Origin of the sequence: Candidatus Poriferisocius sp., assembly GCF_965204145.1 — a bacterium.
Classification (GTDB): Bacteria; Actinomycetota; Acidimicrobiia; order Acidimicrobiales; family Bin134; genus Poriferisocius.
Map to the genome: position 1 here is coordinate 2,305,181 of NZ_OZ241977.1, position 25,014 is coordinate 2,330,194.

A 25,014-nucleotide genomic window follows, 5' to 3' on the forward strand; every position below is an offset into this window, starting at 1 on the left:
CATGGCGCGCATAACTGCCGACGGCGAGATCCTCTACGGGATCCAGTTGCCGATTCAGACCCTCAACGAGCGAATCTGCCAGCCGTGGGAACCAACTGCCACCGTGGGCGACCTGTTGGCCATCACCCAGGCCGCCGAGGCCGCTGGGTTCGGGTTTGTGGGGGTGTGCGACCACATCGCCATCCCGAACAACGAATACGCCGCCCACATGTCCACCACCTGGTACGACCCGATCGCCACGCTCAGCTTCCTAGGAGCAGCCACCAGTACCATCCGGCTGCTGTCGGAGGTGTACGTCCTCCCCTATCGCCATCCCCTGACCACCGCGAATTCGTTCTGCACCCTCGACCATCTCACCGGGGGGCGGGCCTTAATGGGGGTGGGCGCCGGCCACGTCGAGGCCGAGTTCGAAGCCCTGGGATTGAGCTTCGCCGACCGGGGGCGAATGACCGACGAGGCCATCGACGCGGTGCGGGTCGCCGTTGAGGCCGCCGGAGGGTTCTGCGAGTTCAGCGGGGAGTTCTACAACTTCAAGGATGTAGGAGTGGGCCCCGCCGCCGCGCAGGACACCATTCCCGTCTGGATCGGGGGCAGCACCGGCCCGGCCCTGCGCCGGGTGGTGGAGCGGGGAGACGGCTGGATTCCCCAGGGCACGCCCCGGGAGGCCATGGCCGAGCAGATCGACTACATGCGGGCCCATGCCGACGTGGTGGGCCGCGACCTCGATGAAGTGGACCTCGGCTGGTTGGCCGGGACCATTTACATCGGCGACCCGCCGGATGGTCTTTTTCCGCCGGGATGGCCGTATATCGGCGGCTCTCCCGACCAGATTGCGGAATCGCTCCGCTACGCCCACGATCTGGGGACCTCGGTGGTGTTTCTGTTCTTCCGATCCCGCGACGCAGCCGAGTACGCCGACCAAGTCGCCCGCTTCGGCGCCGAAATCCTGCCCCTGCTGGACGCCCGATCATGAGCGGCGTGCTGGCCGGAATGCGGGTGGTAGAGGGATCGGCGTTTGTGGCCTGTCCTTCAGGCGGAATGACCTTGGCGCAACACGGCGCCGACGTGATCCGCTTCGACGCCATCGGCGGCGGCATCGACTACCAGCGGTGGCCGCTCACCCCCGATGGCCAGTCGCTGTACTGGCAGGGTCTCAACAAGGGGAAGCGGTCGATCCAGATCGACCTCCGCTCCCCCGAGGGTCGAGAGCTGATCACTGCCCTGGCCACCGCACCCGGCCCTGACGCCGGCATTTTCACCACCAACTTCCCCGCCGTCGGCTGGCTGTCGTACGACAGCCTCCGCCAACACCGCGACGATCTCATCATGGTGGCCATCACCGGAAACCACGACGGCTCAACCGCGGTGGACTACACCGTGAACTGCGCCATGGGCTACCCCTGGCTCACCGGCGACGATGGCACCGTCAACCACGTGCTGCCCGCCTGGGACATCATCTGCGGCCAAACCGCCGCGGTGGGAGTGCTGGCCGCCGAGCGACAGCGTTCCCGCACCGGTGAGGGCAGCCTGGTGAACCTGGCCCTGTCCGATGTGGCGCTGGCCGCGGTGTCGATGCTGGGCCACGTGGCCCAAGCTCAACTCCTGGACACCCAGCGGCCCCGGATCGGCAACAACGTCTACGGTGCCTTCGGCCGGGACTTTGAGTTGGCCGACGGCGAGCGGATCTATATCGCGGGGGTCAGCGGCCGAGAGTGGCAGGGCGTCGTGGCCGCCTGCGGCATCGCCGATGAGGTGTCTGCGCTGGAGGCGGAAACCGGCCTGGACTTCACCCGGGTGGACGGAGACCGTTTTTTGGCCCAGGATCGCCTCAATCCACTGGTGGACCAGTGGTGTGCAACCCGCACCCTGGCCGAGGCGTCGGCCGCCCTCGACGCCCAAGGGGTGTGCTGGGGCCGATACCAGTCGATGCTGGAGCTGGTGGCCAATGACCCCCGCTGCTCCACCAAGAACCCGCTGTTTGCCCAGGTGGACCACCCCGATACTGGGCAATATCTCACTCCTGGCTCCCCACTCCGCTTCTCTGAGGAGCATCTGGCCGATCCCGGCCCCGCCCCCCGGCTGGGCCAGCACACCGATGAAGTGCTGGCCGACGTGCTCGGCCTGTCGGGCACCGAGATCGCCCGCCTGCACGACAGCCAGATCGTCGCCTGACCATCTCTCTGCCGCTAGCGGGCCGCTACGTTGACGGCATGACCATGGATATCGGCCGCGTCGGCGTCTGGACCCGCACCGACAGCTTCTCAACCAGCGAGGCCATCGAATTCGCCCAGCGGGTTGAGGAGTTGGGATACGGCGCCCTGTGGATCCCCGATGCTTTCGGGCGCGACCCGTTCGCCCACGCCTCGCTGCTGCTCAACCACACCTCCACTCTGGTGCTGGCCACCGGCGTGGTCAACATCCACCTGCGGGAGGCCCAGGCCACCTCCTGCGCCCAGAAGGAATTACACGACCAGTCGGGTGGCCGTTTTCTGCTGGGCCTCGGGGTGTCGCACCAAGCTCCAGTGGAGCGGTTGCAGGGCAAGCCCTATCCCAAGCCGATCCCGTCGATGCGGGAGTACCTCGACAAGATGGAAAGCTCCATGTGGTGGGGACCGCAACTCGACGGCGAGCCGCCCATGGTGCTGGCCGCCCTCGGCCCGCTCATGTTGAAGCTGGCCGCCGAGCGCACCATGGGTGCCCACCCCTACTTCGCGCCGCCGGAGAACTCTCGGCGATCCCGGGAGATCATGGGTCCCGACGCGTGGATCTGCCCGGAGCAGAAGGTGATGCTGGAAACCGATCCAGTGAGGGCCAGGGAGCGGGCCCGAGCATCCATGGCCGGGCCGATAACCATGCCCAACTACCGGAACAACCTCATGCGCTGCGGCTTCGAGGAGAGCGCACTCGACGACGGCGGCAGCGATGAAGTGGTCGACGCGGTGGTGGCCTGGGGCGACGAGAACGCCCTGGCCGAGCGGGTGCGCCAACACCACGAGGCCGGCGCCACCCACGTTTGCATCCAGCCGCTCGACCCGGTGGACAAGACCCGCCCCAGCCTCGAAACCCTTGAGACTCTCGCCCCCCTCTTGAACGGAATGTGATCCGCCATGTCCAATGAGTTCCAAGACAGGGTCGCCCTGGTCACTGGCGCTGCAGACAGAATCGGCCTGGGATTCGCCCACGCCAGCTACTTGGCCGAGCGGGGCGCCAAGATCGTGCTCAACGACCTCGGCAGCGGCACCCTGGGCCTGGTCGAACAAGGCTTCAAGCCCGACATTGCCGAGGAGGCCGCGCAACGCATTCGCGACGCCGGTGGCGAGGCCATCGCCAACAACGGCGACGTCGGCGACCCAGCCACGGCTCAGGCGATGGTGTCAAGCGCCCTTGAGGCGTGGGGCCGGGTAGACATCCTCATCAACAACGCCGGGGTCGCCAGTTCGGCCTTCTTCCCCGACATCGACGCCGATGAGATGCACCGCCATGTGGGGGTGACCCTGCTGGGATGCCTCAACACCGCCAAGGCGGCGTGGCCCCACATGGTGGAGCGAGGCTACGGACGAATCATCAACACCGGCTCCCCGGCATGCTTCGGCAACCCCATCGCCTCCTATGCGGCCACCAAGTCGGGGCTGTTCGGCTTCACCCGCACCGAGGCCATGTTCGGCCAAGCCCACAACATCACCGCCAACCTGCTGTTGCCCGCGGCCATCTCCCGGCTGACCGAAGGCCTGCCCGAGTCGCCCTTCAAGACGCACCTGCGGGATCACTTCGGCGCCGAGAAGGTGGCCCCGGTGGTGGCCCATCTGGTGAGCGACCAATGCACGGTGACCGGCGAGGCATTCACCGTCGGCGGCGGCAAGTTTGCCCGCATCGTTTACGCGGCATCTCCGGCCCAAGAGATCGACCTGACCATGGAATCAGTGGCCTCGGGCTTGACCTACGCCATGGACACCTCCGACTGGACCCCCCAGGGCTCCACCGCCGAGAGCATGGTCCACCTCGGCATGCCCCCCGAGTTGGAGCAGATGTAAGGATTGTCTCTATGGCACTGGTGAGCGACAAGGAGATTGAGGCCTTCTGGCGCGACGGAGTGGTGGTGATCCGGGGAGTGCTCTCCGACGAGACCCTGGCCTCCATGGCCAAGCCGGTAGACCGAGCACTGGGGTCGGAAGAAATGAACAACATGACCGAGATGGGCACCATGGTGGTACCGCCCAGCGGCGGCACCGTGCTCAACGACCCCGCAGCGGCCAAGACAGGCACCCCCCGCGGCCAGTTCCATGGCGGCACCGACCACTGGTGGAACGACCCCGACTTCGAGCATTTCGCCACCCAGTCGCCTCTGCCGCAGGTGGCCGCCGAACTGATGCGAAGCCAGGAGTTGTGGTTCTACGAGGACAGCGTGCTGGTGAAGGAGCCGCACACCGAGGAGCCCACGTCCATCCACCAGGACATGGCCTACTTCCAGCTGGAAGGCGACAAGGTTTGCACCACTTGGTGCCCGCTCGATCCCATCTCCAAGGCCACCGGGGCCACCGTCTACGTGAAGGGCTCGCACCGCTGGGAGCGGAACTTCCGGCCCAACTGGTTCGTGAGCCAGCTGTCGATGCCCGACACCGACGGCGAGGAGGTCCCCGACTACGACCGGGACGACTCCGAGCACCTGCTCTGCTTCGACATGGCACCAGGAGATGTGGCCGTCCACCACGCCATGACCCTCCACGGCGCCCACGCCAACGTCACCGACCAATGGCGCCGAGCCATCTCAGTGCGCTACTGCGGCGACGGCACCGTCTACCGCTTCAAACGGGGCACCCCCCTAAAGCCCCACCACGCCGAGGTATCCGAAGGCGACCCCGTAAACCACCCCCGCTGCCCCCAAGTCTGGCCCCGCTAGCCCAACTCGGGGCCGAGGATGGAGACGAAGGAGACCATTTCGCCGGGGTAGCCGCCGAGGTTGTGGATTAGGCCGAGGTTGCGGGTGGACAGGTCGATCTGGCGGTCGTCGCCGGCTTTGTTGCGGAGTTGAAGCCAGCACTCGTAGTGCATGCGCAGGCCGGAGGCCCCTACCGGGTGGCCGAACGCTTTGAGGCCGCCGTCGGTGTTGACGGGCATGTCGCCGGTGCGCTCGAAGGTTCCGGCCAGCACCTCTTTCCACGCGGTGCCCCGCTCGCAGAAGCTGAGGTCTTCCATGAGGACCATCTCGGTGGGGGTGAAGCAGTCGTGCACCTCGGCCATGGCCAGCGCGGAGCGGGGATCGTCGATCCCCGCTTGGCGGTAGGCGTCGGCTCCGGCCATCTCGCACTCGGGGAAAGTGGTGTAGTCGTAGTCGGGGTCGATGAGCCCGCCGCCGGTGCCCGACACGAACGACAGCGCCTTGATGTACAGCGGATCATCGCAGTACTTGTGGGCGTCTTCCGCCCGCACCACGATGGCCGCCGCTGAGCCGTCGGCCACGCCGGAGCAGTCGAACACCGACAGCCGCCCGGCCACCGAGGCCATCTCGCAGATCTTCTCCGCTGGCATCTCCCGGCGGAATTGGGCCAGCGGGTTCAGCGCCCCATTCCGGTGGTTCTTCTCGGCAATCTTGGCCACCACCATGCGCAGCTCGTCCTCGTCCACCCCATAGCGGGCGGCATAGGCCGGCAGCACCAGGCTGTACATGGCCGCGGCGGTCAGGTTCCGCTTGGTGCCGTCGTGGGGGGCGGGCGCCGCGTTCAGCCCCTGGTAGCCGGAGTCCTTGATCTTCTCCACGCCGATGGCCATGGCCATGTCGTAGGCACCGCTGGCCACCGCGTAGGAGGCTTGGCGAAGTGCCTCGGACCCGGTGGCGCAGAAGTTCTCCACCCGGGTGACCGGCTTGCCCTCCAGCTTCAGCGGCTGACTCAGCGTCAAACCGCTCATCCCGCTGGAGGCCGTGCCCAGCCAGAAGGCATCCACGTCGTCTTTGCTCACTCCCGCGGAGTCGAACGCGGCGGTGGCCGAGTCGATCAGCAGGTCGTCGACTCCTTTGTCCCAGTGCTCCCGGAACTGGGTACACCCCATTCCGATGATCGCTACCTGGTCTTTGATGCCATGACTGGCCATCGGTCGCCTCCCCCTTAGTCCGACGTTGATCCCGACCGCGCCGGGCGGGCCTTCCAGAAATAGTTGATGATGCCCTCGGCCGCGTACAGCCGCCGGAAGGTCATCTCCACCCGCTGGCCGATGCGGACCGCGTCGGGCTCTACGTCGGTCAGCTCCACTGGGAGCCGGCCGCCTCCGTCGAAGTCCACCACTGCGAACACCACCGGCGGGCTCACCGAGTACACCAGCCGATCGATAGTGAAGGTCACCACCGTGGCCCCGATATCGGCCATGGGCGCGGGGTCCATGGCATCGAGCTCATCCTCGGGGCGGATGGACACCCGGGCCGGCGGCAAGTGCAAAGTGCCGCTCTCGGTGCCCCGGCTGCCCACGAAGCCGTACTTCCAATCTTGGGCTCGGGCCGCAGCCGACGAGGACGGGCGGGTTGGCTCGGGCCGATTTGGGGGCTGCACCTGGATCATCTCCCGCCACTGCAAGAACGTGGCGTAGCTCACCTCAGCGCCGTCAGCGATCTGGTCGGCCACCGGCAAGCCCGGTGTGAATTCGGCCAGCGCCTCGGTGGTCCGCAGGATCAGCACCTCCACCCCGTCGGCCAGCATCACCACCGCGATGGTCTGACCAGGCTCGGCCTGCTCCAGCTCGTTGGCCAGCACCAGACCGGGGTGAGGGGTGCCGGTATTGCCCACCGCCGCAGAAAGATCGTCGGCCACTCGAGCCACCCCGAGCTGGCCCGCCACCCGCTTGACCGCTCGGCTGTGGGACCCGGTCACCACCGCCACATCCACATCGGCCGCTTCGACCCCGGCCGCGTCCAGCGCCTCCTTCCAAGCCTGGGTCGTCAGCGGGCCGTAGCGGGTCTCGCCGAAGCGCTCCTCCCATTGGCCGGTGCTGGGCGACCCCGGCTGGCGCCAGCGGTCCACAAATTCCTCAGTGGCCGACGCCGACCCCAGCAACTCGGCCACCACTGGCCCGTCGTCCTCTGTGCCGATCAAGAATGCGGCAGCACCGTCGCCACCAGCGGCTTCGTCAGCGCCGGTGGGCAGTCCGCCCCTGATGTCGGCGGTCACCACCATTGTGGGCCCCTTGGCATCCAAGGCGGTCCGCAGCGCCCCGATACCAGAGCGCACTGCGCCGCCGAAGTCCAGCGCTCCCACCGAGGTGTCCAACCGCAGCGCGGCATGGATGGCGGTGGCGTTGGTTTTCTCCAGATAGGCGGGGTCGGCAGTGGCGAACCAGAGCGCCCGGGGCTCAGCCTCAACCGGGCGCAGGGCCAACCGAGCGGCCTCCACCCCCATCGTGGTGGTGTCCTCGTCGTAGGACGCCACCGATCGGGTACCCCGACCGCCCCCTTTACCCATCACCGCCGCAATGGCCGAGCGGTCCAGGCGCCGGTACGGCACGTAGCCCCCGAAGCTGATGATGCCTCGCATGATTCCGAAGTGTACGCCTGACACCGCAATTCACTGGGGTCGTAGTCTGTCCCCCATGAGCTTTGAGCCCAGCGCCGAGGTGCGGCGCATACGCGACGCCATCGACCACCCCATCATCGACTCCGACGGCCACATCATTGAGTTCCTGCCCGAGGTTCACGACATCATGGCCACCGTCGGCGGCCCGGAGTTGGTGGACAAGTTCAAGGTGGTCGAGTACGGGGCCAGGAAGTCCATCGATCTGTCGCTGGAGCAGCGCCGCGCCGCCGGGATGATGCGCTCGGCATGGTGGGGACTCCCGGCCCGCAACACCCTCGACCGGGCCACCGCCCTGCTGCCCAAGCTGCTGTACGAGCGCCTGGACGAGATCGGAATCGACCTGGCCGTGCTCTACCCCACCTACGGGCTCACCTGCATGGGCCTCGAAGACGAGGATCTGCGCCTCGGCGCAGCCAGGGCGTTCAACCTCTACTTCCACCAGGCCTACGAGCCCTACTCCGACCGCCTCATGCCGGTGGCCATCATCCCGATGTTCACCCCCGATGAGGCCATTGCCGAGCTGGACTTCGCGGTGGGTGAGCTGGGTATGCGCCCGGTGATGATGACCGGGCTGGTGCCTCGGCCGGTGGACCCGGAGAACACCAGCCACCGCCATGCCCGCCGCATGGACACCCTGGGCATGGACTCCCCCCATGACTACGACCCGGTGTGGCGGCGCTGCACCGAGCTGGGCGTGTCGCCCACCTTCCACTCCGCGGGCATGGGCTGGGGCAGCCGCACCTCGGAGACCAACTACGTGTACAACCACCTGGGCAACTTCGCCGCCGCGGGCGAGGCCCTGTGCCGGGCGGTGTTCATGGGCGGGGTGGCCCACCGCTTCCCCGAACTGCGCTGGGCCTTCCTGGAGGGGGGCGTGGCCTGGGGGGTGAACCTGCTTTCGGATGTGATCGGACACTGGGAGAAGCGCAACCGCGACGCCATCGGCCATTACGACCCTGCCGCGGTGGATATGGACGAGCTGGGCAAGCTGTTCGACGCCTACGGCACGCCGGTGGCCAACAGCCATCGGGACCGCCTCCAAGAGGCGCTCCACATGTTGAGCGAACCCGATGAAGACCCGGCCACCATCGACGAGTTCGCCCTCAGCGGGGTGGACACCGTGGACGACATTCTGGCCATCTGGGACCGCTTCCACTTCGGCTGCGAGGCCGACGACCCCATGACCGCCATCGGGTTCAACCGGTCGGTGACCCCGAAAGGCCAGGTGGTGAAGGGCATCTTCGCCTCCGACGTGGGCCACTGGGACGTCCCCGACGTGCGCGAGGTACTGCCCGAGGCCTACGAGCTGGTGGACGACGGCATCCTCGACGAGGCCGACTTCCGGGCCTTCACCTTCGAGCACCCAATGTCGCTGTGGGCCGGCACCAACTCTGATTTCTTCAAGGGCACCGTCATCGAAGAAGCGCTGTAAAGACCACGGTTCGTGAGCACTTGGGAAGGCCGGGTCGAAGACTTCGACCTGCTGACCGGACAAGCCCGCTTCGGCGGCGACCTCAACGTTGATGGCGCTCTCTGGTTGGGGTTCGTTCGATCCCCGATAGCTCGGGCCACCATTGCCGCCTTTGACACGTCCGAGGCCGAGGCACTCGACGGCGTGGTCGGGGTGTTCACCGCCGATGACCTTGACCTGATCACCCAACCGGAAGTGGATGGCGTAACCCCCGCGGAGATCAGCCGCCCTCCGCTGGCCAAGGGATCGGTGGCCTATGTCGGCGAGGCGGTGGCTGCGGTGGTGGCGTCCAGCGAAGCGGTTGCTGCTGATGCCTGCGAGCTGGTGGAAGTGGATTACAAGAGTCTTCCCCCGATATCCGATCTAGACGCGGCCACGGCGAGAAAAGCCCCTCTTGTCCATCAGTCTCATGGAACCAACACCGTGCTGTCCGTCCATTCGGGGGACGTCGTCGCGGCACTGAAGGAGATGGCTATCACTGACGTGTTGGCTCTTGCTGCCCAGCACTATCCCCGAGTTGCCTGCTCCCCCATCGAAGGGGTCGCCGGCTTGGTAGTTCCCGATGGCGAACGGGTGACGATCCACATCAACGCCCAAATGCCGTCCCTGACCCACAGTGGGCTGGCTGCCACCCTCGGCGTCGACGATGACCAGATCAGCCTGGTCGTCCCCCCTATCGGCGGCGGTTTCGGGGGCAAATGCGACGGTGAGAACGGCTTATTCGCAGTAGCCGCCCGCTTGGCCCTGCGCTTGAACCGCCCCCTGCGCCTAGTACAAAGCCGCCCCGAGAACCTGCTGTCGATGCAAGCCCGAGACCAAGACCAGGAAATCACGTTGGCCGCCAGTAGAGACGGCATCGTCACCGCTCTCTATGCCAAGGTGAGCGGCGACGTGGGCGGCTACGCCGGGATGGGTGCCTTCGAGCCCCTGCAAACCCAGCGGCTCATCCCCGGCCCCTACCGGATCGACAAGGTAGCGGTAACCGCCTCCGCAGTGATGACCAACACAGTTCCCACCGGTCCCTATCGGGGACCAGGTCGAGCCGAAGCCATCGGCCTGGTCGAGCGAGCCATGGACAAACTGGCCCGCGACCTAGATCTGGACCCCGCCGAGGTCCGCCGCCGCAACCTGCTACGCCCCGCGGACTTCCCCCGAGAGATGCCCAGCGGACTGGTGATGGACGAGGCCGACCACCTCGGCGCCCTAGAACAGGCCCTGTCGGAGATCGGCTACCAACAACTGCGGGAAGAACAATCTGCCCGCCGAGCCGCCGGGGATCAACGGCTGCTCGGCATCGGCATAAGCTGCTGGGCCGACTTCACCGGCCGCCATGAGCCCTGCCAACCAGCCGCAGCCCGTGTGACCGACGACGGCTGTATCGAGATCGACGCCGGCATTGCCCCGATAGGCCAGGGAATGCAGAGCGTCATCGCTCAACTGGCCGCAGAGACGCTCGGTCTCAACCCCGACACAATCACCGCAGCAACCCCCGATACCGGCCGCTTCCGATCGGCGCTAGGCAGCTTCGGTTCCCGTTCGGCATCGCTGGCCGGCAGCTCAGCCGTCGAGGTGTCGGTCCGCCTGCTCGACAAGCTCAAAGAGCGGGCTGCCGAGCGACTAGAAGCCGCCAAAGATGACATAGAGCTGCGACTCGCCACCCCGCTGAAAGCACCGAGGACACCCGGCGAGGCCCAAGACGCCGTCTTGGGCGTGCGGGGCACCCCCACCGCCAGCATCGCGCTGGCTGATCTGGCCGGAACCGAAGTCACCGCCGCCTTCGACCAAGGCCAACCCACCTTCCCCGGCGGCACCCACGTGGCAGTCGTCGAGGTCGACACCGAAACCGGCAACGTAGACCTGCTCCGCCATGTAACAGTCACCGACTGCGGCCGGGTCCTCGATGAGACGATGGCATCAGGCCAAGTCCAAGGCGGAGCTGTACAGGGCATCGCCATCGCGCTCTTCGAGGAGATGCGCTACGACGCCGACGCCAACCCCCTCACCACCAGCCTGGCCGACTACCTCGTACCCGCGGCCAGCGACGTCCCCGAAGTAGAAACCGTCTTCCTGGAAACCCCCACCGACCGCAACCCCCTCGGTGCCAAAGGAGTAGGCGAAAGCGGCACTATCGCCGCTCCCCCCGCCGTGCAGAACGCCATCATCGACGCCCTCTCCCCCCTAGGAGTCACCCACATCGACATGCCCTGCACCCCCGAAAGAGTCTGGCGCGCGCTCAAGGCCAACCAGGGCTGACGGGTCCGGCGGGTCTTCCTACTCCTGCCAAACCGCATTTCGGATTCCGTTGGCCAAGACATTGAACGTCCCATCGGCCAGATCCAGAACGCCCATCTGGCCGTCAACCAGGGTGACCAGCAACCACCCCCGTACCAGATCCATGTCGGCGATCGGGTCCTTAACATCGACTTCATAGAGCGGTACCAGCGTCCCAGAGTCGACCACCACAACTTTTGCCGGCAACCCGATGCAGTCCGACGCAAATGGCAGGTATCGGCCACATTCCTGCTCGGCGACCACGAGGTTCCCCAATCGGTCGCCTCTGGGCAGCATCCATCCAGAACCGCGAGCGTTCGATGCCGCGGCCCCTCCACCTGGACTGATCTTTGCAACCCAGGAGTACCAGCCAAGGTCGCTCATGATGGTTTGAAGCCCCACCACGATGTCGTCCTCACCCATCCACGTTGATCGGTCAACGCTCCACCGCAGACGAGAAGCAGCGCCTTCCTCCAGAACTAAGTGATCGTAGGAGACATCTCCCAATAGCCGATAGTAGGGATGATCAGGGTCGGATGAGTCGTAGCTAACTCGAAAGGAAACGGTGCCAAAAGACACGATCGCATCACCAACACCTGGACCGCTGAACAAGAACGTGCCGCGATTGTCGATCCATGGTGAGTAACCGTTCAGAGCCAACCAAATTGGCTGGTCGTCCTCCTTTGAGTCCAAGAGCTCAAACCTGCCCGCCCCTGGCTCGCAGCACATGCTCATCAAGACATAATTGGGGTCAGCCCACTCCAAGTCTTCTATGTAGCCCGGGGCGATTTCTTCTGTGCCTTCGTACTCCCGATATTCAGATCCCTGGTCGCTACAGTCCAGAGATCGATAGTCGCTCTTGCCGTAGTCCCACAGGACAACGGTCTCAGCCGTCTGGGAGTCAATTGTGACTATGTTGCATTGATCCGTCGACGCAACGATCGCCGCGGGCATGGCCCCAGACGGTGCAAACGGCTGCCCCTCCAAACTGGAATCAGCCGCCAAGGGGGTGCCAACCGAGGGTACGTAATGGATCAAGCCCCCAAAATCTCCAAATGAATCTGCGGCCTCAGTCGGCACTGGCGTCTCACTTGCTCTTGGCCACTCGGTCGGCACTGGCCCCTCAGTAAGCGCCGGTGTCTGAGCATTTCTCGTTGGATCCGTCGTAGTACGGGGAGGTGCCGTCGGCATTGCAGGAACCGAAGGCGAAGTAGATCCAGTCACTAGAGCTTCCTCGCTGGGCACTGGGGTTCCAGGGTCGAGCGCTTCTTCCAGAATCGACGGGTCCGACTGACAGCTGATCGCTCCCAACAACGCGAAGACTGCCAACAGCAGAACTGATCCTCTCCGGGCATGAAGCACAGGCACCATCAAATCATGGCAATGGATCCGGTGGAGGTCGGAGGCGGCGCGTGGGCGGCGGCTTAAGCGGAGGTTTGTTGTTGGCGGGAGGTCGGAGAGTCCGCTCAGGCGGCGGTTCGTTGTTCAGCGGGCGGCGGGTGAGTTGTGGGGCTAGGCCGAGGTGGGGGTTGGAGGCGGTATCGGCCGGTCTGGGGGTCGTGTTGGATGGTGTGGTGGTGTTTGTGGACTTTGGTGTGGCAGCGGGGGCATAGCAGCACGAGGTTGGTGATGTCGGTGGGGCCGTTTTGGTCCCAGGACACTATGTGGTGGGCGTCGCAGATCTGTGGTCGGAGACCGCAGCCCACACAGCCGCGGTCTCTGCGGTAAAGGGCCAGCCTTTGGGCTTTAGTCGGTGCTCGTTGGGCTTTGCCCACATAGAGGGGCTGCCCGTCGTTTCCGAAGATCATCGGGACGATGTCCGCGTCGCAAGCCAGGCGGCGCAGCTCATCGAGGTCGATGGGCGTTCCGTCGATGAGCCCGGCGTTCTTCAGCCGGCTTTCGATGGCGTCGTAGTCGGCGGACACCACCAGCACCGTTTTCTGAGGGCGGGTGCCGCAGTCCGGTACGCCCGCCAAGGGATTGGAGTTGGGGTTGGCGCTGTCGGCGGGCTGTTGGGTGACAAGCGCGACGAGTGCGTCGGCGTTGCGCTGCTCGAAGGTGCGAATGGGGTCGTAGGCGATGTCGTCGCCCAGCATCTTGTCGCTCATCGCGCCAAGAGCGATCTTGAACCGATCGCCCGATACCTGGTCGAGCTCGGCGTGCACAACGACCATGCCGCCGGTGCCGTCGAACACCTTGAGGTATCGGCGGTTCCTCTGGCGCTCGGTTCGGCTCATGCCGTCTTTGGCGCGACGCTGGTCCTCGCGGGCGGCGACGGTTTTCTTGAAGTCGTCGTGGCCCTGCCAGCCGCCCAACTCCAACAGCTCTTGTTGGTCTTGTTCGCTCATCGGCGTCCGCTTGTGCGACTCCGCCACCATCCCGCCCTGATCCGCCGAGATGCGGCCGTCGCGCACCGCGCCCAAAACCTCGGGCATGGCCGCGACACCCTGGGCCGTTCTGGCCAGTTGGCGGGCCCGATAGGCGCTGATGCCGAACTGGTGGCACACCGTGGCAGCCGCGCCCGGCCCCTCCAGCTCGCCGTAGCGCACAACTAGCCCGACCAGATACCCCTCGGCCCGGCGGCGCAGCAGATCAACCTGACCCATCAACCCCAACAACTCCGAAGCACCCGCCTCAGAGAAATCCGGGAACCCGAAACCCCCGCCAACACCGGTATCAGCGCCGTTTGTGCTGGGATTCGATGTAAATTCCATACCTGAAATTATACCGACCCCAGTGACACATTCCCCTCGAAAACCCCAGGTAAACCCAACTTTTATCTCCCAATCCTGAACCTCATCGACATGCCCTGCACTCCCGAGAAGGTGTGGCAGGCCCTCCGCAATTCCGGGCGGTGATCGCGCAGTCTCCAACTAGCAAGTGGCCATTGCTCACTTCGGGTTTGGCGGGCACCACAGCGAGCTCAGGGGAAGGGCCCACACTCGGTCGGCGACTTGGAAGGGCACTGGGGCGCTGCTCAAGATCGCGCCTGCGGCGAAGTCGTCGCCAAGTCGGTCTCTCAACCACAAGAGCCCCCTAGCGTCATCCCGACTGACAACACTTGAAGACTTGACTTCGACTCCGACGACTTTGCCCTGGCTTTCGAGCACGATGTCTACTTCTTTCCCATCGCGGTCTCGCAGGTGGAACATCTGGGTCTCTTCCTTTGCGGTCTCGATATGCGCCAGCAACTCGGTTGCCGCGAAGGTCTCGAACATCTGGCCCACCAAGTTCGGGTCTCGACCCAGGGACGCGGCGTCAACGTTGAGGATGTGAGCGGCCATACCAGTGTCGGTCAAGTAGACCCTGGGAGACCGGTTCAGCCGGTTCAGCCGCTTGGTGTGCCACGCCGGGACACGGCTGATCACGCAGAGGCCTTCGAGCATGGCCAGATGGACGTCCGCGGTCTTGAAGTCCACACCGGCGTCTCTCGCGGTGGCCTGCTTGTTTAGCTCGAGGCCGGTTCGAGCAGCACACGACCCCAGCACGGCTCGCAACTTCCCCCCTTGAGGTGAGCGATTGGACACTTGCGGCGCATCCCTGTCGACAAGCTGTTCGACATAGGCGCTGTACCACCGGCGCCGATTCCGGCCACTCAGCTCCACCGCCACGGGAAACCGCCCGCCCGCAATCGCTTCGAGATAGTCATCGCGGCTCCACTCGGACTGTCCGAACTGCACCCGTTCAAGGTCAAAAAGACCATCGACCGGGTTGTACCGCTCGGAGCGCTCCATCTCAGCCCGGGTCAAACCGTGCATCCTGACTCGGATGAGGCGCCCGGTACCCGGCCATGTGGCCGCCTGTCGGGCGGCCCGCACAGAACCCGTGACGATGAACCTTCCCGGCCGGTTTGATAGGTCTGCATCCACGGACCGCTTGATCGCCCCGAGGATCTCAGGTGCTTCTTGCCATTCGTCGATTAGGAGCGTGCCGTCTGTAGCGGCCAATACGCCGTCGGGGTCTTCTCTCGCCGCTAGCCGGGCACCAGGTCTGGACAAGTCCAACGTGCTGTCGGCAAAGCGGCTCATCGATGTCGATTTGCCACAGCCACGAGGTCCGACCACCAGCAGGGCTGAAAACACTGGCAACAGCTCCTCAGCCACCAGCCACTCAACGGCCCGGGGATAGAGCTCTCCAGCTCCCAGCCTCGGCTCCTCTGGCATGCCCATGACAGAATCCTACATCTGCCGAGCATAAATTCCCAATATTGCCGGAGATAAATTCCTGATTCTGCCGTACTTTAATTCCCAATTTTGCCGACCTAGAGGCCCAACTGCGGCGTGAAAACGTGCAAGAACAGAGGTGTGAATTTGTACAGGAATTAAGGGTCCCCAAGTAGCTTGGGGCCGAAATTGAGCTAAACGGTCAGCCCGTAGAGCTCGGCGCAGTTGTCGCGGAGGACTCGGTCGATTTGGTGGTCGCTCATGTGGGTGGTTTGCTCGGTGAGCATTTCTTGCGACCAGGGCCAGGTGGCGTCTGAGTGGGGGTGGTCGTTGGCCCACATCACCCGGTTCACGTTCATCAGATCGAGCAGCTTGAACGCCACCCAGTCGTCCTGGAACGTGAGGTACACGTTCTCCCGGAAGTAGTCGCTGGGCTTCTTGGACAGCTCGGCGCTCTCCAGCCAGTTGCGATGCCGGTTGTAGGCGTGGTCGGCCCGGTACATCCAGTGGGGCGCCCACCCGGCATCGGCCTCCACGCACACCACCCGCAGGTCGGGATGGCGCTCGAACACGCCGCCGAAGATCAGCGTGCCGATGATGTCCTGGTTGCCCCGGATGATCCCCAGGAACGAGTTGATCTTGGGCCCCCGGAACTGGGCGGCCATGGGATGGTCGTTGCCCGAGGTGAGGATGTGGAACGACAGCGGCATGCCCATCGCCACCGACGCCTCCCAGAAGGCGTCGAAGTCGGGGGCGTCGTAATCGATCCCCAAAGCCGGATAGCCGGGCAGCATGACGCCCTTGAGCCCGAGAGCCTTCATGGCCTCCAAGTCGGCGATGGCCTCGTCCACTGAGCGCACCGCGGTCTGGCCCAAGCCGATCAACCGCTCAGGGGCGTGGGAGTTGAACTCGGCAATCCAGCGGTTGTAGGCGTCGAAGCACGCCTTCTTGTAGTCGCCGTCGGGGTGGTTGCAGATGGTCATGCCCACCGACGGGTAGATCACCTCGGCCACCACCCCGTCGCGGTCCTGTTCGTCGAGCCGGGCCACCGGGTCGTACCCGCCGGGGTGCAGATCCTCCCAGCGGGTACCGCTCGAAAGGCTGATCTCGTGCCAGCTCTTGCCCGCCGCCGCGATCATTCCATAGGGCATCCGATTGCGGCCGTTGTCGATCGACATGAACGCCCCCATGCTGTCGTCCCAATCCACTCGGGGGGCCCGATCCCGGAACTTGGGGTCGATGTAGTCGATGTAGGTGTTGTCGGGCTCGGTGACGTGGGAGTCAGCCGAGATGCAAGAACGAACGGGGGTGACGGTGCTCATGATTTGAACCTTCTCAATCGGGTGTCGCTGAGACAACCACTAACGGTAGTAGCTAGCGTTGCCGCCATGAGCAGCCAGCGATCCGCCGCCGACATCCGAGCCGACCTCGGCCATCCCGTCATCGACGCCGACGGGCACGTGTTCGAGCACTACCCGGCCCTCCACCAGTACTGCCTCGACGAGGGGCTTGAGGGAGGGCTGTACCCCCAGATGGCCAACTGCTCGTTCAACGGAGAGCCCAACTGGTCGGGCCTTTCCCCTGATGAGCGCCTGGCCCGGCGATCCTTCCGGGGACCGTGGTGGGCGCTGCCGCTGGGCAACACCCGGGACTTCGCCACCGCGGTGTCTCCGGCGATGTTCCACGACCGCATCGAGGAGCTGGGCATGGATTTCGCGGTGTGCTACCCCAGCATCGGCCTCAACTTCCCGGCCTACCGCGACGACGAAATCCGCAACAAGCTCTGCCGGGCGCTCAACCGCTACCTGGCCGACAGCTACCAGGGCCTGCAAGACCGCCTCACCCCGGTGGCGGCCATTCCCACCCAAACCCCCGAAGAGGCCATCGAGCAGCTCGACTTCGCCGTCACCGAGTTGGGCTTCAAAGCAGTGATGATCGGCGGATTCGCTCTCCGCCAGGTGCCGGCCGGCGGCGAGATGGCCACGTGGATCGACTCGCTGGGCCTCGACTCCGCCTACGACTACGACCCGCTATGGCAGAGGCTGGTTGAGCTGCAAACCCCGGCCAGCCTCCACTCCGGTTCGATGGGCTGGGACGGCCGGCGCTCAATCAGCAATTTCACCTACAACCACATGGGCAACTTCGGCACCGCCAGCGAGACCGCCGCCAAGTCGATCTTCTTCGGCGGGGTCACCCATCGCTTCCCCGATCTGCGCCTCGGCTTCCTGGAAGGCGGGGTCACCTGGGGCGCCCAGATGGTGTGCGACCTCCTCAGCCACTGGGAAAAGCGCGGCCCCGAGGGCCTCAAGGCCTACGACCCGGCCCTCTTCGAGCCCGATTACTTCGAATCGCTGCTGGCCGAGGCCAACGACCCCATCAATCTGCCCGCCGGCTTCGGCAAAGTGATGCAGAAAGGCATCAGCTCTGATCAGGTCGTCCACGACTTCGAGGCCGCGGGCATCACCTGCCCCGAAGACATCCTCGAGCAGATCGACCGGTCCTACTGGTTCGGCTGCGAAGCCGACGACCCGCTGGTGCGGCTGGCCTTCGACGGCGCCCTGCCCGAAGGCGCAACCCTCAACGCCATCTTCTCCTCCGACGTGGGTCACTGGGATGTTCCCGACATGTCCGAGGTGCTCCCCGAGGTGTGGGAGCAGGTGGAGCACGGCTGGCTCAACGAAGACCAATTCCGGGCCTTCACCTTCGGCAACGCCCACCGCTTCTTCTCCGAAGCCCGCCCCGACTTCTTCAAGAACACGGTTTTGGAGAGTGCCACCGTCTAGAACTAAGGGGCCATGACCGTCCCCGCCCAAGCACCTCCAAAGTTCACCCTTCTGGCCCAGCTCGGGATCTACTGCGACCCCGCCGCCCGGCCCGGCTACGGAAAGCTCCGGGTGTTCGACGAGCAGTGCCACGGCGGCCAGGTACGGGCCTCAGTGCTGATGCTGATCGCCGACATCACGGGGGGCATGATCGGCGAGAAGGAAGATCCCGAATGCTGGCACTTCACCACTGATTTCCAGCTCCGCACCGCAGATGTCCCCCTGCCTGACCAGATCGACGTTTACGCCGAGGTGCTGCGGGCCGGGGCCAGCACGCTGACCTGCGAGTGCCGCTTTAACATCCCCGACGGCACCGAGGTGGGCTACGCACAGATCGGTTTCGGGCGCCACCACCAACGTCCCGGCGACCCGGCCAAACCCATCCACGACCCTCCCCGGCCCGATCTCATGGGGCTTCCCGACATCGACCGGCCCCTGGCCGAAGTGGCCGGCATCGAGGTGGTGGACGCCTCCGTCGGCCATGTGGAGGTGGAGCTCACCCCACAGCTGCTCAACCCCGCGGGCATCATGCAAGGCGCCATGGTCACCCTGGTAGGCGAAGTGGGAGCCGAGACCTTTGCCGAGCATCAATTCGGCACGCCCCATGCGGTGGCCGACATGGACATCCGCTATCTGCTGGGGGGAAAGATCGGCCCGGTGTACAGCACCTGTCGCTGGATGGGCGACCCATCCTCGGGCTGGGTGGTGGCCGAGATCAGGGACCTGGGAAAGGGCGACCGCCTGATCGCCACCATGATGCTCCGGGTCCGACCGGCTCGCTGAACCATCTGCCGGAGTAGCTTGGCGGGATGAACCGCCAGTGGATCTATGCCGTGCGGCCCGACGGGCCGGTGGGCGTGGATAACTTCGAATACCGGGAAACCGACATTCCCGAACCGAGCGAAGGCCAAGCGCTCGCCCGGCTGTGCTATCTCAGCTTCGAGCCGGCCATGCGCACGTGGTTGGAGGACTTCATCACCTACATGCCGCCAGTGCCGCTGGGCACGCCCATGCTGGCGCCGGGGGTCTCCCAGGTGGTGGCGTCCAACACCCCGGCGCTCAAAGAGGGCGACCTGGTCAGCGGGATGATGAGCTGGCAGGACTACCAAGTGGTGGGTGAACAGGCCAGGGTGGTGCCACCGGGCACCCCTATCCCGGTGATGCTCGGACCGCTGGGCGGGACGGGGCTGACGGCCTACATCGGCCTGTTCGACATCGGCCGCGCCAGGCCCACCGACACCGTGCTGACATCGGGAGCGGCCGGGGCCACTGGGTCGGTGGCCGCCCAGATCGCCCGGGTCAAGGGCTGCCGGTCGGTGGGCATCGCCGGGGGCACCGAGAAATGCCGGTGGCTCTTGGAAGAGGCCCGGCTGGACGGAGCGATCGACTACAAGAACGAGGATGTGGATGCCCGGCTGCGCGAACTCTGCCCCGATGGCGTGGACGTGTACTTCGACAATGTGGGCGGCGACATGCTGGAGACGGTGATGAACCACATGGCCCAAGGGGGGCGCATCGCCAGCTGCGGGGCCATCTCCACCTACAACCAGGGCATGCGCCGACCGGGGCCGTCCAACATGTTCCAGATCATCGAGAAGCGCCTCACCATCCAAGGCTTTGTGATGTTCGACCACATGGATCGGGTGCCCGACGCCATCGAGGATCTCGGTCGATGGGTGGCCGAAGAGGAGATCGCTTTCCAAACTGACATCCAAGAGGGATTCGAGAACATCCCCACCACCTTCCTGCGGCTGTTTTCCGGAGCCAACCAAGGCAAACAGCTTCTGAAGGTCAGAGAACCCGAATAGGAAGCGGCGCAATGAGCCTGGCGATTTACGAAACCGAGGGCCGAGTAGCGGTCATCACCATGAACCGGCCGGAGTCCCGCAACGCCATGAGCCCGGAACTGTCCGCCGCCCTGGGCGAGGCGTTCGACCAGTTCGACGCCGACGATGGTGTGTGGGTGGCCATTCTGGCCGGCAACGGCCGAGTGTTCTGCGCCGGGGCCGACTTGAAGGCACTCTCCGAGGGGCGTACCGCGGGAATCATGCACCCGGAGCACGGTTTTGGCCACTTCTCCCGCCGACGGCGCACCAAGCCGGTCATTGCCGCGGTGGATCGTCCCGCGGTGGCCGGGGGCTTCGAGATGGTCTTGGCCTGTGATCTGGTGGTGGCCTCGACCGAAGCCGTGTTCGGCATCCCCGAAGTCAAGAGATCGCTGATCGCATCCGAGGGCGGCGTCAGCCGACTGCCCCGCCGCATACCGGTGAACATCGCCATGGAGATGGCGCTGGTCGGCGACACCATCGACGTCCATCGGGCCCATTCGCTCGGCCTGGTGAATGTGGTGTGCGAACCGGGCCAAGCACTGGCCGAAGCCCGGGCGCTGGCCGAGCGCATCATCGCCAATCCGCCATTGGCGGTCAGGGGAGCCCGTCAGGCACTGCTCGACGGGCTGGAGACCACCGAGGCCGAGGCATTCAAGATCGCCACCCGAGCCGGCCAGGCGCTGTTCGGGACCGAGGACTTCAAAGAGGGACCTCGGGCGTTCGTAGAGAAACGGCCTCCCAACTGGAAAGGCCGGTGAGCGGTGTCGAACCGGCCAGTCAGGCAGAGTCGATGAACTCGCCCGCCTCCGGGGAGCGGGAGCTGATGCTCACCGGGATCGGCGGCCAAGGAGTGCAGTTGGCCGCCCAGGTCATCGCCCAAGGGGCGACCGCCGATGGCAAAGAGGTGCTGGTTTTTGGCAGCTACGGCGGCATGATGCGGGGCGGCAACACCGACAGCACGGTGGTGATTAGCGACCAGCCCATCGAGGCACCCCCGGTGCTGTCGACCACCTGGTCGGCCATCTTGATGCACCACCAGTACTGGGTGCCGATGCGGGACCGCATCCGAGACGACGGCTTGGTGCTGGTGAACACCTCGGTGTTCGAGGACGAGCTGGACCGGGACCGCTACCAGGTGATCGACGTTCCCGCCACCGACGTGGCCACCGATCTGGGCAACCCGCTGCTGGCCGCCATGGTCATGGCCGGGGTGTACGGGCGGAGGTCCGGGCTGGTGAGCTTGGACGGCCTGGTGGAAGGCATGCGCCGCTCGGTGCCGCCCTATCGCAGCCAGCTCATCGAGGCCAACGAGGGGGCGCTGGCCGCCGGCTGGGAGATGGCAGCATGAGCACTGTCACTGTCCGGGGCACGGTGGTCATCGATGTCGAAGCCTGCAAGGGGTGCGATCTCTGCATTGACGCCTGTCCGCCCCGGGTGCTGGAAATGACCACCCACGAAGTGAACATCAAGGGCTACCGATATCCCCGCCTGCTGGCCGGTTGCACCGGTTGCCAGGCCTGCGCCCAGATCTGTCCCGACTTCGTGTTCCAGGTGTACAAGTACGACACTCCCCAGGAATTGCCGCTTGACGAGAGCGGCGAACGGTGAGCGACCGGGCGCTGCTCGAGGGCTCGGAGGCCATGGCCCGAGCCGCCGTGGCCGCCGGCTGCCGGTTCTTCTCCGGCTATCCCATGACCCCGTTCACCGAGCTGCTCGAGCACATGGCCTCCCTGCTGCCCGAGGTCAACGGCGTGTGCATGAACGCCGAGAGCGAACTCGAGGCGGTGGGCATGGCCTGGGGGGCGGCCACCACCGGGCATCTGGCGGCCACCGGGTCCACCGGCCAGGGGCTGTCGCTCATGCAGGAGTCGCTGTCGGAGATCACCAACGCCCGCCTTCCCCTGGTGGTGTTCAACATGGCCCGGGGCCAGGGCGACTACTTCCAAGCCACCCGAGGCGGCGGCCACGGCGACTACCGCCACATTGTGCTTGCCCCGATGGATATCCCCGAGGCGGTAGAGCTGACCCGGCTGGCGTTCGAGTTGGCCAGTCAGTGGCGAACCCCGGTGATGGTGCTGGGCGACTACTACCTGGCCCACACCTACCAAGCAGTGTCCGTGCCTGCCATCGACGCCGCGGTCCCAACGCTCCCCGACTGGGCTCTGAACGGATCTTCCGGCGGCTCGGGGGCAGCCAAGATCATCTCCCCGCTGGGCGGCGGTGTCGAGGGCGAGGAAGGGTTCGACTTGGGTGCCCACTACGCCGCCTGTGCCGCCCACATCCAGGCCATGGCCACCGGCGTTGAGCCGCTGATCGACGCCGGATTCTGCGATGACGCCGAGCTGGTGGTAGCCGCCTACGGCTCGGTGGGCAAGTTCGTGCGCTACGCCTGCCTGCGGCTGCGCGACGCCGGGCACCGGGTGGGCTATGTCCGCCCCATCACGCTGTGGCCATTCCCATCGGAGGCAGTACACACCGCGGTAGCCGGTGCTGCCAAAGTGGCGGTGTACGAGCAGAACATGGGCCAGATGGTCGAAGACGTGCGACTGGCTACGCTGGGGGCGGTGCCAGTGGAGTTCATCGGGGGCCCCAGTTGGGACCACTCCGGCTTCGGGATCGGACCCGACATCAACGTGCCCGATATCTCCGAGCGCATCTTGGAGGCCCTGACATGACAGAGGAGCGGATTTACCTTTCCACTGATTCGCCGCCCACTGAGCCCGCCGCGCTGGTAGACGACTTCACCCCATCGCTAATAACCCAGGCCAACCACCACCTCTGCCCGGGCTGTGGTGAGCCCATAGCCATCCGGGCCGCCATGGAGGCCATCGAAGAACTGGAACTGGCCCAGTCCACGATCACGGTGTTCGGCATCGGGTGCTACACCGCCTTCGCCCACAACCTCGACGTGGAGGTGGTGCAAGCCCTGCACGGTCGAGCCCCATCGGTGGCTACCGGAATCAAGCGGATGCTGCCCGAAGGATTCGTGATGACCGTCCAAGGCGACGGCGACATGGTCAACGAGGGCCTCCAAGAAGTGCTCCACGCCGCGGCCCGGGGAGAGAACATCACCTGTCTGCTTTTGAACAACGGGGTGTTCGGGGAGACCGGCGGTCAGATGACCACCACCACCACCCTCGGCCAGCGCACCAAGACCTCGATTGAAGGGCGCGACCCCCACCAGCACGGCCACCCCATCCTGCTCTCCGACCTTGCCGCCACTTTGGACGGCGCGGCCTATGTCGCCCGTTGCGCGGTCAACAACGCCGGAAACGTGGCCCGCACCAAGCGCTACATCACCAAGGCATACGAGTCCCAGATGGCCGGGGCCGGATTCAGCCTGGTGGAGATCCTCACCATGTGCCCCACCGGCTGGTTCGTCGACACCCTCGAGGGTCCCGACTACCTCCAAGACACTCTCGCCCCCGTCCACAACATCGGCGAACTGAGGACTCCCTAATCCAGCAGCAGCTCTCGCAAGGCCTGCCGATGGCCGTTGTCAAGGCCTAGGCCGTCGGTCCAGTACCGGTCGAAGCCGCCCCACGAGTCCGCCAGCACTTGCATCTGATCGGCGAAATAGTCCTCGTGTACGGACATAAGCGGCATCATCAAGTCGCCATATCGGCCGGGAACCACGTGCTGGTTGGTCTCCATGTAGTGGTCCACCACTTGCTGTTCAGGAACCCCCACGGCCAACAGCAGCAGGCTGGCCGCCCAGCCGGTGCGGTCCTTGCCGGCGCTGCAATTGAACAGCACAGGAACCGCTTCCGGCGCCAGCAGACCTCGTACGAACTCGCCGAATTGGCCTGTCCGCACTGGGTCGCTCACCGACCTACCCGACGCCTCCTTCATCCACTGGAAGGCCTTTCCATTGCCGAAACGCTCTTCTAGTTCCTCGGCGCTCAGTTTGGAATAGTCGGTCCGAAGCCCTGACTGGTTCGCCGGGTCGACCATCGGCAGCGAGATCTGCGCCACCCCATCAGGCAGTCGGTTGGGACCCTCAACGGCAAGGTCACCTGGGTTGCGGAAGTCGAACACCGTGCGAATACCCAGCCCGACCAGCGATTCCAAATCGGAATCAGATGCTTCGGCCAAGTGGGCCGACCGATACACCAGGCCCGAACGCACCCGGCGGCCCTCAACGGTGCTCTGGCCTCCCAGCGAGCGGAAATTTCGAATGGATTCCACATCGGGCACCCTATCGGCAGAGCCGCAAAACCCCTGCACTGAGAGCGGGGCTTCGAATAGGTGACACGAACGAATCAACAGGCTAAAGTCTCGCGTCAATATCGGAGTAAGGGCTGGCCGACCTTCGGCGTGGTCCAAGGAGATACAACTATGACCAAGACCAAGTTGATTTTTATCGGGCTGGCTTTGGCCCTGGTCGGCTTCTTGTTCGCCGGGAGCGCCTCGGCTCAGGACCGGACCATGACCGCTGATCCGGCCTCTGTGTCGGAAGCTGGCACCTATGACATCGCCATTGAGGCTTCCGGTTTCACCATCTCGTCGGCGAACCTCGCCGTTTGCAGCACCGGCGATTCGTCATTGCTCACTGGCGCTGCCGAGTTGATGCAGTACTGCGGTGGCTTCGGCAACGCAGTCTCGCTGGATGACGGCTCATACAGCACCACGTTGGAAGGTGTTGAAGTCACTGATGCTGGTGTCACCATTCTCCTGTTCGAGTTGACGGCAGACGGCGAGAGTGCAGCCGTTTCCGTGAACGTCGGCATGGATGACATGGGCGACGACATGCTGGCTGATACTGGTGTGGAAACGTCAGTGCTAGTAATCATCGGTGCGGGCATCGCCCTCGCCGGTCTGATGGTGTTCGGCCTCAGCCGTCGGCTGCGTAGCCTGTAACACCACTTCCTGAACGGAACACTCGGTGCCCCGGGCCTTCGG

Annotated in this window: 23 protein-coding genes; 16 read left to right on the plus strand and 7 right to left on the minus strand. The window is 65.2% G+C overall.

Annotated features, from left to right (window positions below):
* Nucleotide 1 precedes the first annotated feature (1 nt).
* The 5 genes from ACOGI7_RS10650 to ACOGI7_RS10670 are packed head-to-tail and all read left to right on the plus strand — an operon-like array spanning nucleotide 2 to nucleotide 4,897.
* A complete protein-coding gene (locus ACOGI7_RS10650) occupies nucleotides 2–973 on the plus strand; it encodes a TIGR03619 family F420-dependent LLM class oxidoreductase (RefSeq protein WP_419848738.1) in 972 nt (323 codons plus the stop codon).
* Nucleotides 970–2,172: a CoA transferase gene (locus ACOGI7_RS10655; protein WP_419848739.1), complete on the plus strand. Its 1,203-nt coding sequence runs from the start codon at nucleotides 970–972 to the stop codon at nucleotides 2,170–2,172. The genes ACOGI7_RS10650 and ACOGI7_RS10655 overlap by 4 nt, the downstream gene beginning before the upstream one ends.
* 38 nt (nucleotides 2,173–2,210) lie before the next feature.
* Nucleotides 2,211–3,101: a TIGR03620 family F420-dependent LLM class oxidoreductase gene (locus tag ACOGI7_RS10660; protein WP_419848740.1), complete on the plus strand. Its 891-nt coding sequence runs from the start codon at nucleotides 2,211–2,213 to the stop codon at nucleotides 3,099–3,101.
* Between the two features lie 6 nt (nucleotides 3,102–3,107).
* Complete coding sequence (locus ACOGI7_RS10665; RefSeq protein ID WP_419848741.1) at nucleotides 3,108–4,031, plus strand: SDR family NAD(P)-dependent oxidoreductase; 924 nt, start codon at nucleotides 3,108–3,110, stop codon at nucleotides 4,029–4,031.
* 11 nt (nucleotides 4,032–4,042) lie between these two features.
* The gene (locus tag ACOGI7_RS10670) at nucleotides 4,043–4,897 is read left to right on the plus strand and encodes a phytanoyl-CoA dioxygenase family protein (RefSeq protein ID WP_419848742.1); all 855 of its coding nucleotides are present in this window, start codon (nucleotides 4,043–4,045) and stop codon (nucleotides 4,895–4,897) included.
* On the opposite strand, the gene ACOGI7_RS10675 is transcribed toward ACOGI7_RS10670, so the two are convergent.
* Nucleotides 4,894–6,087, minus strand: coding sequence for an acetyl-CoA acetyltransferase (locus ACOGI7_RS10675; RefSeq protein ID WP_419848743.1), 1,194 nt, complete (start codon nucleotides 6,085–6,087; stop codon nucleotides 4,894–4,896). The two genes, ACOGI7_RS10670 and ACOGI7_RS10675, sit on opposite strands and share 4 nt — an antisense overlap.
* A gap of 14 nt (nucleotides 6,088–6,101) precedes the next feature.
* Nucleotides 6,102–7,517: an OB-fold domain-containing protein gene (locus tag ACOGI7_RS10680; RefSeq protein WP_419848744.1), complete on the minus strand. Its 1,416-nt coding sequence runs from the start codon at nucleotides 7,515–7,517 to the stop codon at nucleotides 6,102–6,104.
* A gap of 55 nt (nucleotides 7,518–7,572) precedes the next feature.
* Here ACOGI7_RS10680 and ACOGI7_RS10685 point away from each other — a divergent pair, with 55 nt between their 5' ends.
* Complete coding sequence (locus tag ACOGI7_RS10685; RefSeq protein WP_419848745.1) at nucleotides 7,573–8,988, plus strand: amidohydrolase family protein; 1,416 nt, start codon at nucleotides 7,573–7,575, stop codon at nucleotides 8,986–8,988.
* Nucleotides 8,989–9,000: 12 nt separating this feature from the next.
* Nucleotides 9,001–11,280, plus strand: coding sequence for a xanthine dehydrogenase family protein molybdopterin-binding subunit (locus ACOGI7_RS10690; RefSeq protein ID WP_419848746.1), 2,280 nt, complete (start codon nucleotides 9,001–9,003; stop codon nucleotides 11,278–11,280).
* A gap of 18 nt (nucleotides 11,281–11,298) precedes the next feature.
* On the opposite strand, the gene ACOGI7_RS10695 is transcribed toward ACOGI7_RS10690, so the two are convergent.
* The 4 genes from ACOGI7_RS10695 to ACOGI7_RS10710 all read right to left on the minus strand — a co-directional run bounded on the left by ACOGI7_RS10695 (nucleotide 11,299) and on the right by ACOGI7_RS10710 (nucleotide 16,783).
* Nucleotides 11,299–12,252: a hypothetical protein gene (locus tag ACOGI7_RS10695; RefSeq protein ID WP_419848747.1), complete on the minus strand. Its 954-nt coding sequence runs from the start codon at nucleotides 12,250–12,252 to the stop codon at nucleotides 11,299–11,301.
* 512 nt (nucleotides 12,253–12,764) lie between these two features.
* Nucleotides 12,765–14,012, minus strand: coding sequence for a DUF222 domain-containing protein (locus ACOGI7_RS10700; RefSeq protein ID WP_419848748.1), 1,248 nt, complete (start codon nucleotides 14,010–14,012; stop codon nucleotides 12,765–12,767).
* Nucleotides 14,013–14,189: 177 nt separating this feature from the next.
* On the minus strand, nucleotides 14,190–15,467 hold the full coding sequence (locus ACOGI7_RS10705) for an ATP-binding protein (protein WP_419848749.1): 1,278 nt from the start codon (nucleotides 15,465–15,467) through the stop codon (nucleotides 14,190–14,192).
* A gap of 188 nt (nucleotides 15,468–15,655) precedes the next feature.
* Nucleotides 15,656–16,783: an amidohydrolase family protein gene (locus ACOGI7_RS10710; RefSeq protein WP_419848750.1), complete on the minus strand. Its 1,128-nt coding sequence runs from the start codon at nucleotides 16,781–16,783 to the stop codon at nucleotides 15,656–15,658.
* A gap of 66 nt (nucleotides 16,784–16,849) precedes the next feature.
* Here ACOGI7_RS10710 and ACOGI7_RS10715 point away from each other — a divergent pair, with 66 nt between their 5' ends.
* The 8 genes from ACOGI7_RS10715 to ACOGI7_RS10750 are packed head-to-tail and all read left to right on the plus strand — an operon-like array spanning nucleotide 16,850 to nucleotide 23,572.
* Complete coding sequence (locus tag ACOGI7_RS10715) at nucleotides 16,850–18,244, plus strand: amidohydrolase family protein (RefSeq protein WP_419848751.1); 1,395 nt, start codon at nucleotides 16,850–16,852, stop codon at nucleotides 18,242–18,244.
* A gap of 12 nt (nucleotides 18,245–18,256) precedes the next feature.
* Nucleotides 18,257–19,066 (plus strand): PaaI family thioesterase, encoded by an 810-nt coding sequence (locus tag ACOGI7_RS10720; protein ID WP_419848752.1) that lies wholly within the window; start codon nucleotides 18,257–18,259, stop codon nucleotides 19,064–19,066.
* A 26-nt stretch (nucleotides 19,067–19,092) separates the two neighbouring features.
* Nucleotides 19,093–20,091 carry an NADP-dependent oxidoreductase gene (locus tag ACOGI7_RS10725; RefSeq protein WP_419848753.1) on the plus strand — a complete coding sequence of 333 codons (999 nt, stop codon included), beginning with the start codon at nucleotides 19,093–19,095 and terminating at the stop codon, nucleotides 20,089–20,091.
* 11 nt (nucleotides 20,092–20,102) lie between these two features.
* Nucleotides 20,103–20,870 carry a crotonase/enoyl-CoA hydratase family protein gene (locus ACOGI7_RS10730; protein WP_419848754.1) on the plus strand — a complete coding sequence of 256 codons (768 nt, stop codon included), beginning with the start codon at nucleotides 20,103–20,105 and terminating at the stop codon, nucleotides 20,868–20,870.
* A gap of 32 nt (nucleotides 20,871–20,902) precedes the next feature.
* On the plus strand, nucleotides 20,903–21,460 hold the full coding sequence (locus ACOGI7_RS10735) for a 2-oxoacid:acceptor oxidoreductase family protein (protein ID WP_419848755.1): 558 nt from the start codon (nucleotides 20,903–20,905) through the stop codon (nucleotides 21,458–21,460).
* Nucleotides 21,457–21,720, plus strand: a complete 264-nt coding sequence (locus tag ACOGI7_RS10740) for a 4Fe-4S dicluster domain-containing protein (RefSeq protein WP_419848756.1) — start codon at nucleotides 21,457–21,459, stop codon at nucleotides 21,718–21,720. Before ACOGI7_RS10735 ends, ACOGI7_RS10740 begins: the two co-directional genes overlap by 4 nt.
* Nucleotides 21,717–22,787, plus strand: a complete 1,071-nt coding sequence (locus tag ACOGI7_RS10745) for a hypothetical protein (RefSeq protein ID WP_419848757.1) — start codon at nucleotides 21,717–21,719, stop codon at nucleotides 22,785–22,787. The genes ACOGI7_RS10740 and ACOGI7_RS10745 overlap by 4 nt, the downstream gene beginning before the upstream one ends.
* Nucleotides 22,784–23,572 (plus strand): thiamine pyrophosphate-dependent enzyme, encoded by a 789-nt coding sequence (locus tag ACOGI7_RS10750; RefSeq protein WP_419848758.1) that lies wholly within the window; start codon nucleotides 22,784–22,786, stop codon nucleotides 23,570–23,572. The genes ACOGI7_RS10745 and ACOGI7_RS10750 overlap by 4 nt, the downstream gene beginning before the upstream one ends.
* Here the strand turns inward: ACOGI7_RS10750 and ACOGI7_RS10755 are convergent.
* On the minus strand, nucleotides 23,569–24,300 hold the full coding sequence (locus ACOGI7_RS10755; RefSeq protein ID WP_419848759.1) for a tyrosine-protein phosphatase: 732 nt from the start codon (nucleotides 24,298–24,300) through the stop codon (nucleotides 23,569–23,571). The two genes, ACOGI7_RS10750 and ACOGI7_RS10755, sit on opposite strands and share 4 nt — an antisense overlap.
* Nucleotides 24,301–24,450: 150 nt before the next feature.
* On the opposite strand from ACOGI7_RS10755, the gene ACOGI7_RS10760 reads away from it, so the two are divergent.
* Entirely contained in the window at nucleotides 24,451–24,972 is a 522-nt protein-coding gene (locus tag ACOGI7_RS10760) for a hypothetical protein (protein ID WP_419848760.1), read from the plus strand.
* The last annotated feature ends 42 nt before the right edge of the window (nucleotides 24,973–25,014 follow it).

Bases quoted from the DNA above. Each gene is read 5' to 3' on its own strand.
- ACOGI7_RS10650 (WP_419848738.1), top strand. From the start codon at position 2: ATGGCGCGCATAACTGCCGACGGCGAGATCCTCTACGGGATCCAGTTG.
- ACOGI7_RS10655 (WP_419848739.1), top strand. From the start codon at position 970: ATGAGCGGCGTGCTGGCCGGAATGCGGGTGGTAGAGGGATCGGCGTTT.
- ACOGI7_RS10660 (WP_419848740.1), top strand. From the start codon at position 2,211: ATGACCATGGATATCGGCCGCGTCGGCGTCTGGACCCGCACCGACAGC.
- ACOGI7_RS10665 (WP_419848741.1), top strand. From the start codon at position 3,108: ATGTCCAATGAGTTCCAAGACAGGGTCGCCCTGGTCACTGGCGCTGCA.
- ACOGI7_RS10670 (WP_419848742.1), top strand. From the start codon at position 4,043: ATGGCACTGGTGAGCGACAAGGAGATTGAGGCCTTCTGGCGCGACGGA.
- ACOGI7_RS10675 (WP_419848743.1), bottom strand. From the start codon at position 6,087: ATGGCCAGTCATGGCATCAAAGACCAGGTAGCGATCATCGGAATGGGG.
- ACOGI7_RS10680 (WP_419848744.1), bottom strand. From the start codon at position 7,517: ATGCGAGGCATCATCAGCTTCGGGGGCTACGTGCCGTACCGGCGCCTG.
- ACOGI7_RS10685 (WP_419848745.1), top strand. From the start codon at position 7,573: ATGAGCTTTGAGCCCAGCGCCGAGGTGCGGCGCATACGCGACGCCATC.
- ACOGI7_RS10695 (WP_419848747.1), bottom strand. From the start codon at position 12,252: ATGCCCGCGGCGATCGTTGCGTCGACGGATCAATGCAACATAGTCACA.
- ACOGI7_RS10700 (WP_419848748.1), bottom strand. From the start codon at position 14,012: ATGGAATTTACATCGAATCCCAGCACAAACGGCGCTGATACCGGTGTT.
- ACOGI7_RS10705 (WP_419848749.1), bottom strand. From the start codon at position 15,467: ATGGGCATGCCAGAGGAGCCGAGGCTGGGAGCTGGAGAGCTCTATCCC.
- ACOGI7_RS10710 (WP_419848750.1), bottom strand. From the start codon at position 16,783: ATGAGCACCGTCACCCCCGTTCGTTCTTGCATCTCGGCTGACTCCCAC.
- ACOGI7_RS10715 (WP_419848751.1), top strand. From the start codon at position 16,850: ATGAGCAGCCAGCGATCCGCCGCCGACATCCGAGCCGACCTCGGCCAT.
- ACOGI7_RS10720 (WP_419848752.1), top strand. From the start codon at position 18,257: ATGACCGTCCCCGCCCAAGCACCTCCAAAGTTCACCCTTCTGGCCCAG.
- ACOGI7_RS10725 (WP_419848753.1), top strand. From the start codon at position 19,093: ATGAACCGCCAGTGGATCTATGCCGTGCGGCCCGACGGGCCGGTGGGC.
- ACOGI7_RS10730 (WP_419848754.1), top strand. From the start codon at position 20,103: ATGAGCCTGGCGATTTACGAAACCGAGGGCCGAGTAGCGGTCATCACC.
- ACOGI7_RS10735 (WP_419848755.1), top strand. From the start codon at position 20,903: ATGAACTCGCCCGCCTCCGGGGAGCGGGAGCTGATGCTCACCGGGATC.
- ACOGI7_RS10740 (WP_419848756.1), top strand. From the start codon at position 21,457: ATGAGCACTGTCACTGTCCGGGGCACGGTGGTCATCGATGTCGAAGCC.
- ACOGI7_RS10750 (WP_419848758.1), top strand. From the start codon at position 22,784: ATGACAGAGGAGCGGATTTACCTTTCCACTGATTCGCCGCCCACTGAG.
- ACOGI7_RS10760 (WP_419848760.1), top strand. From the start codon at position 24,451: ATGACCAAGACCAAGTTGATTTTTATCGGGCTGGCTTTGGCCCTGGTC.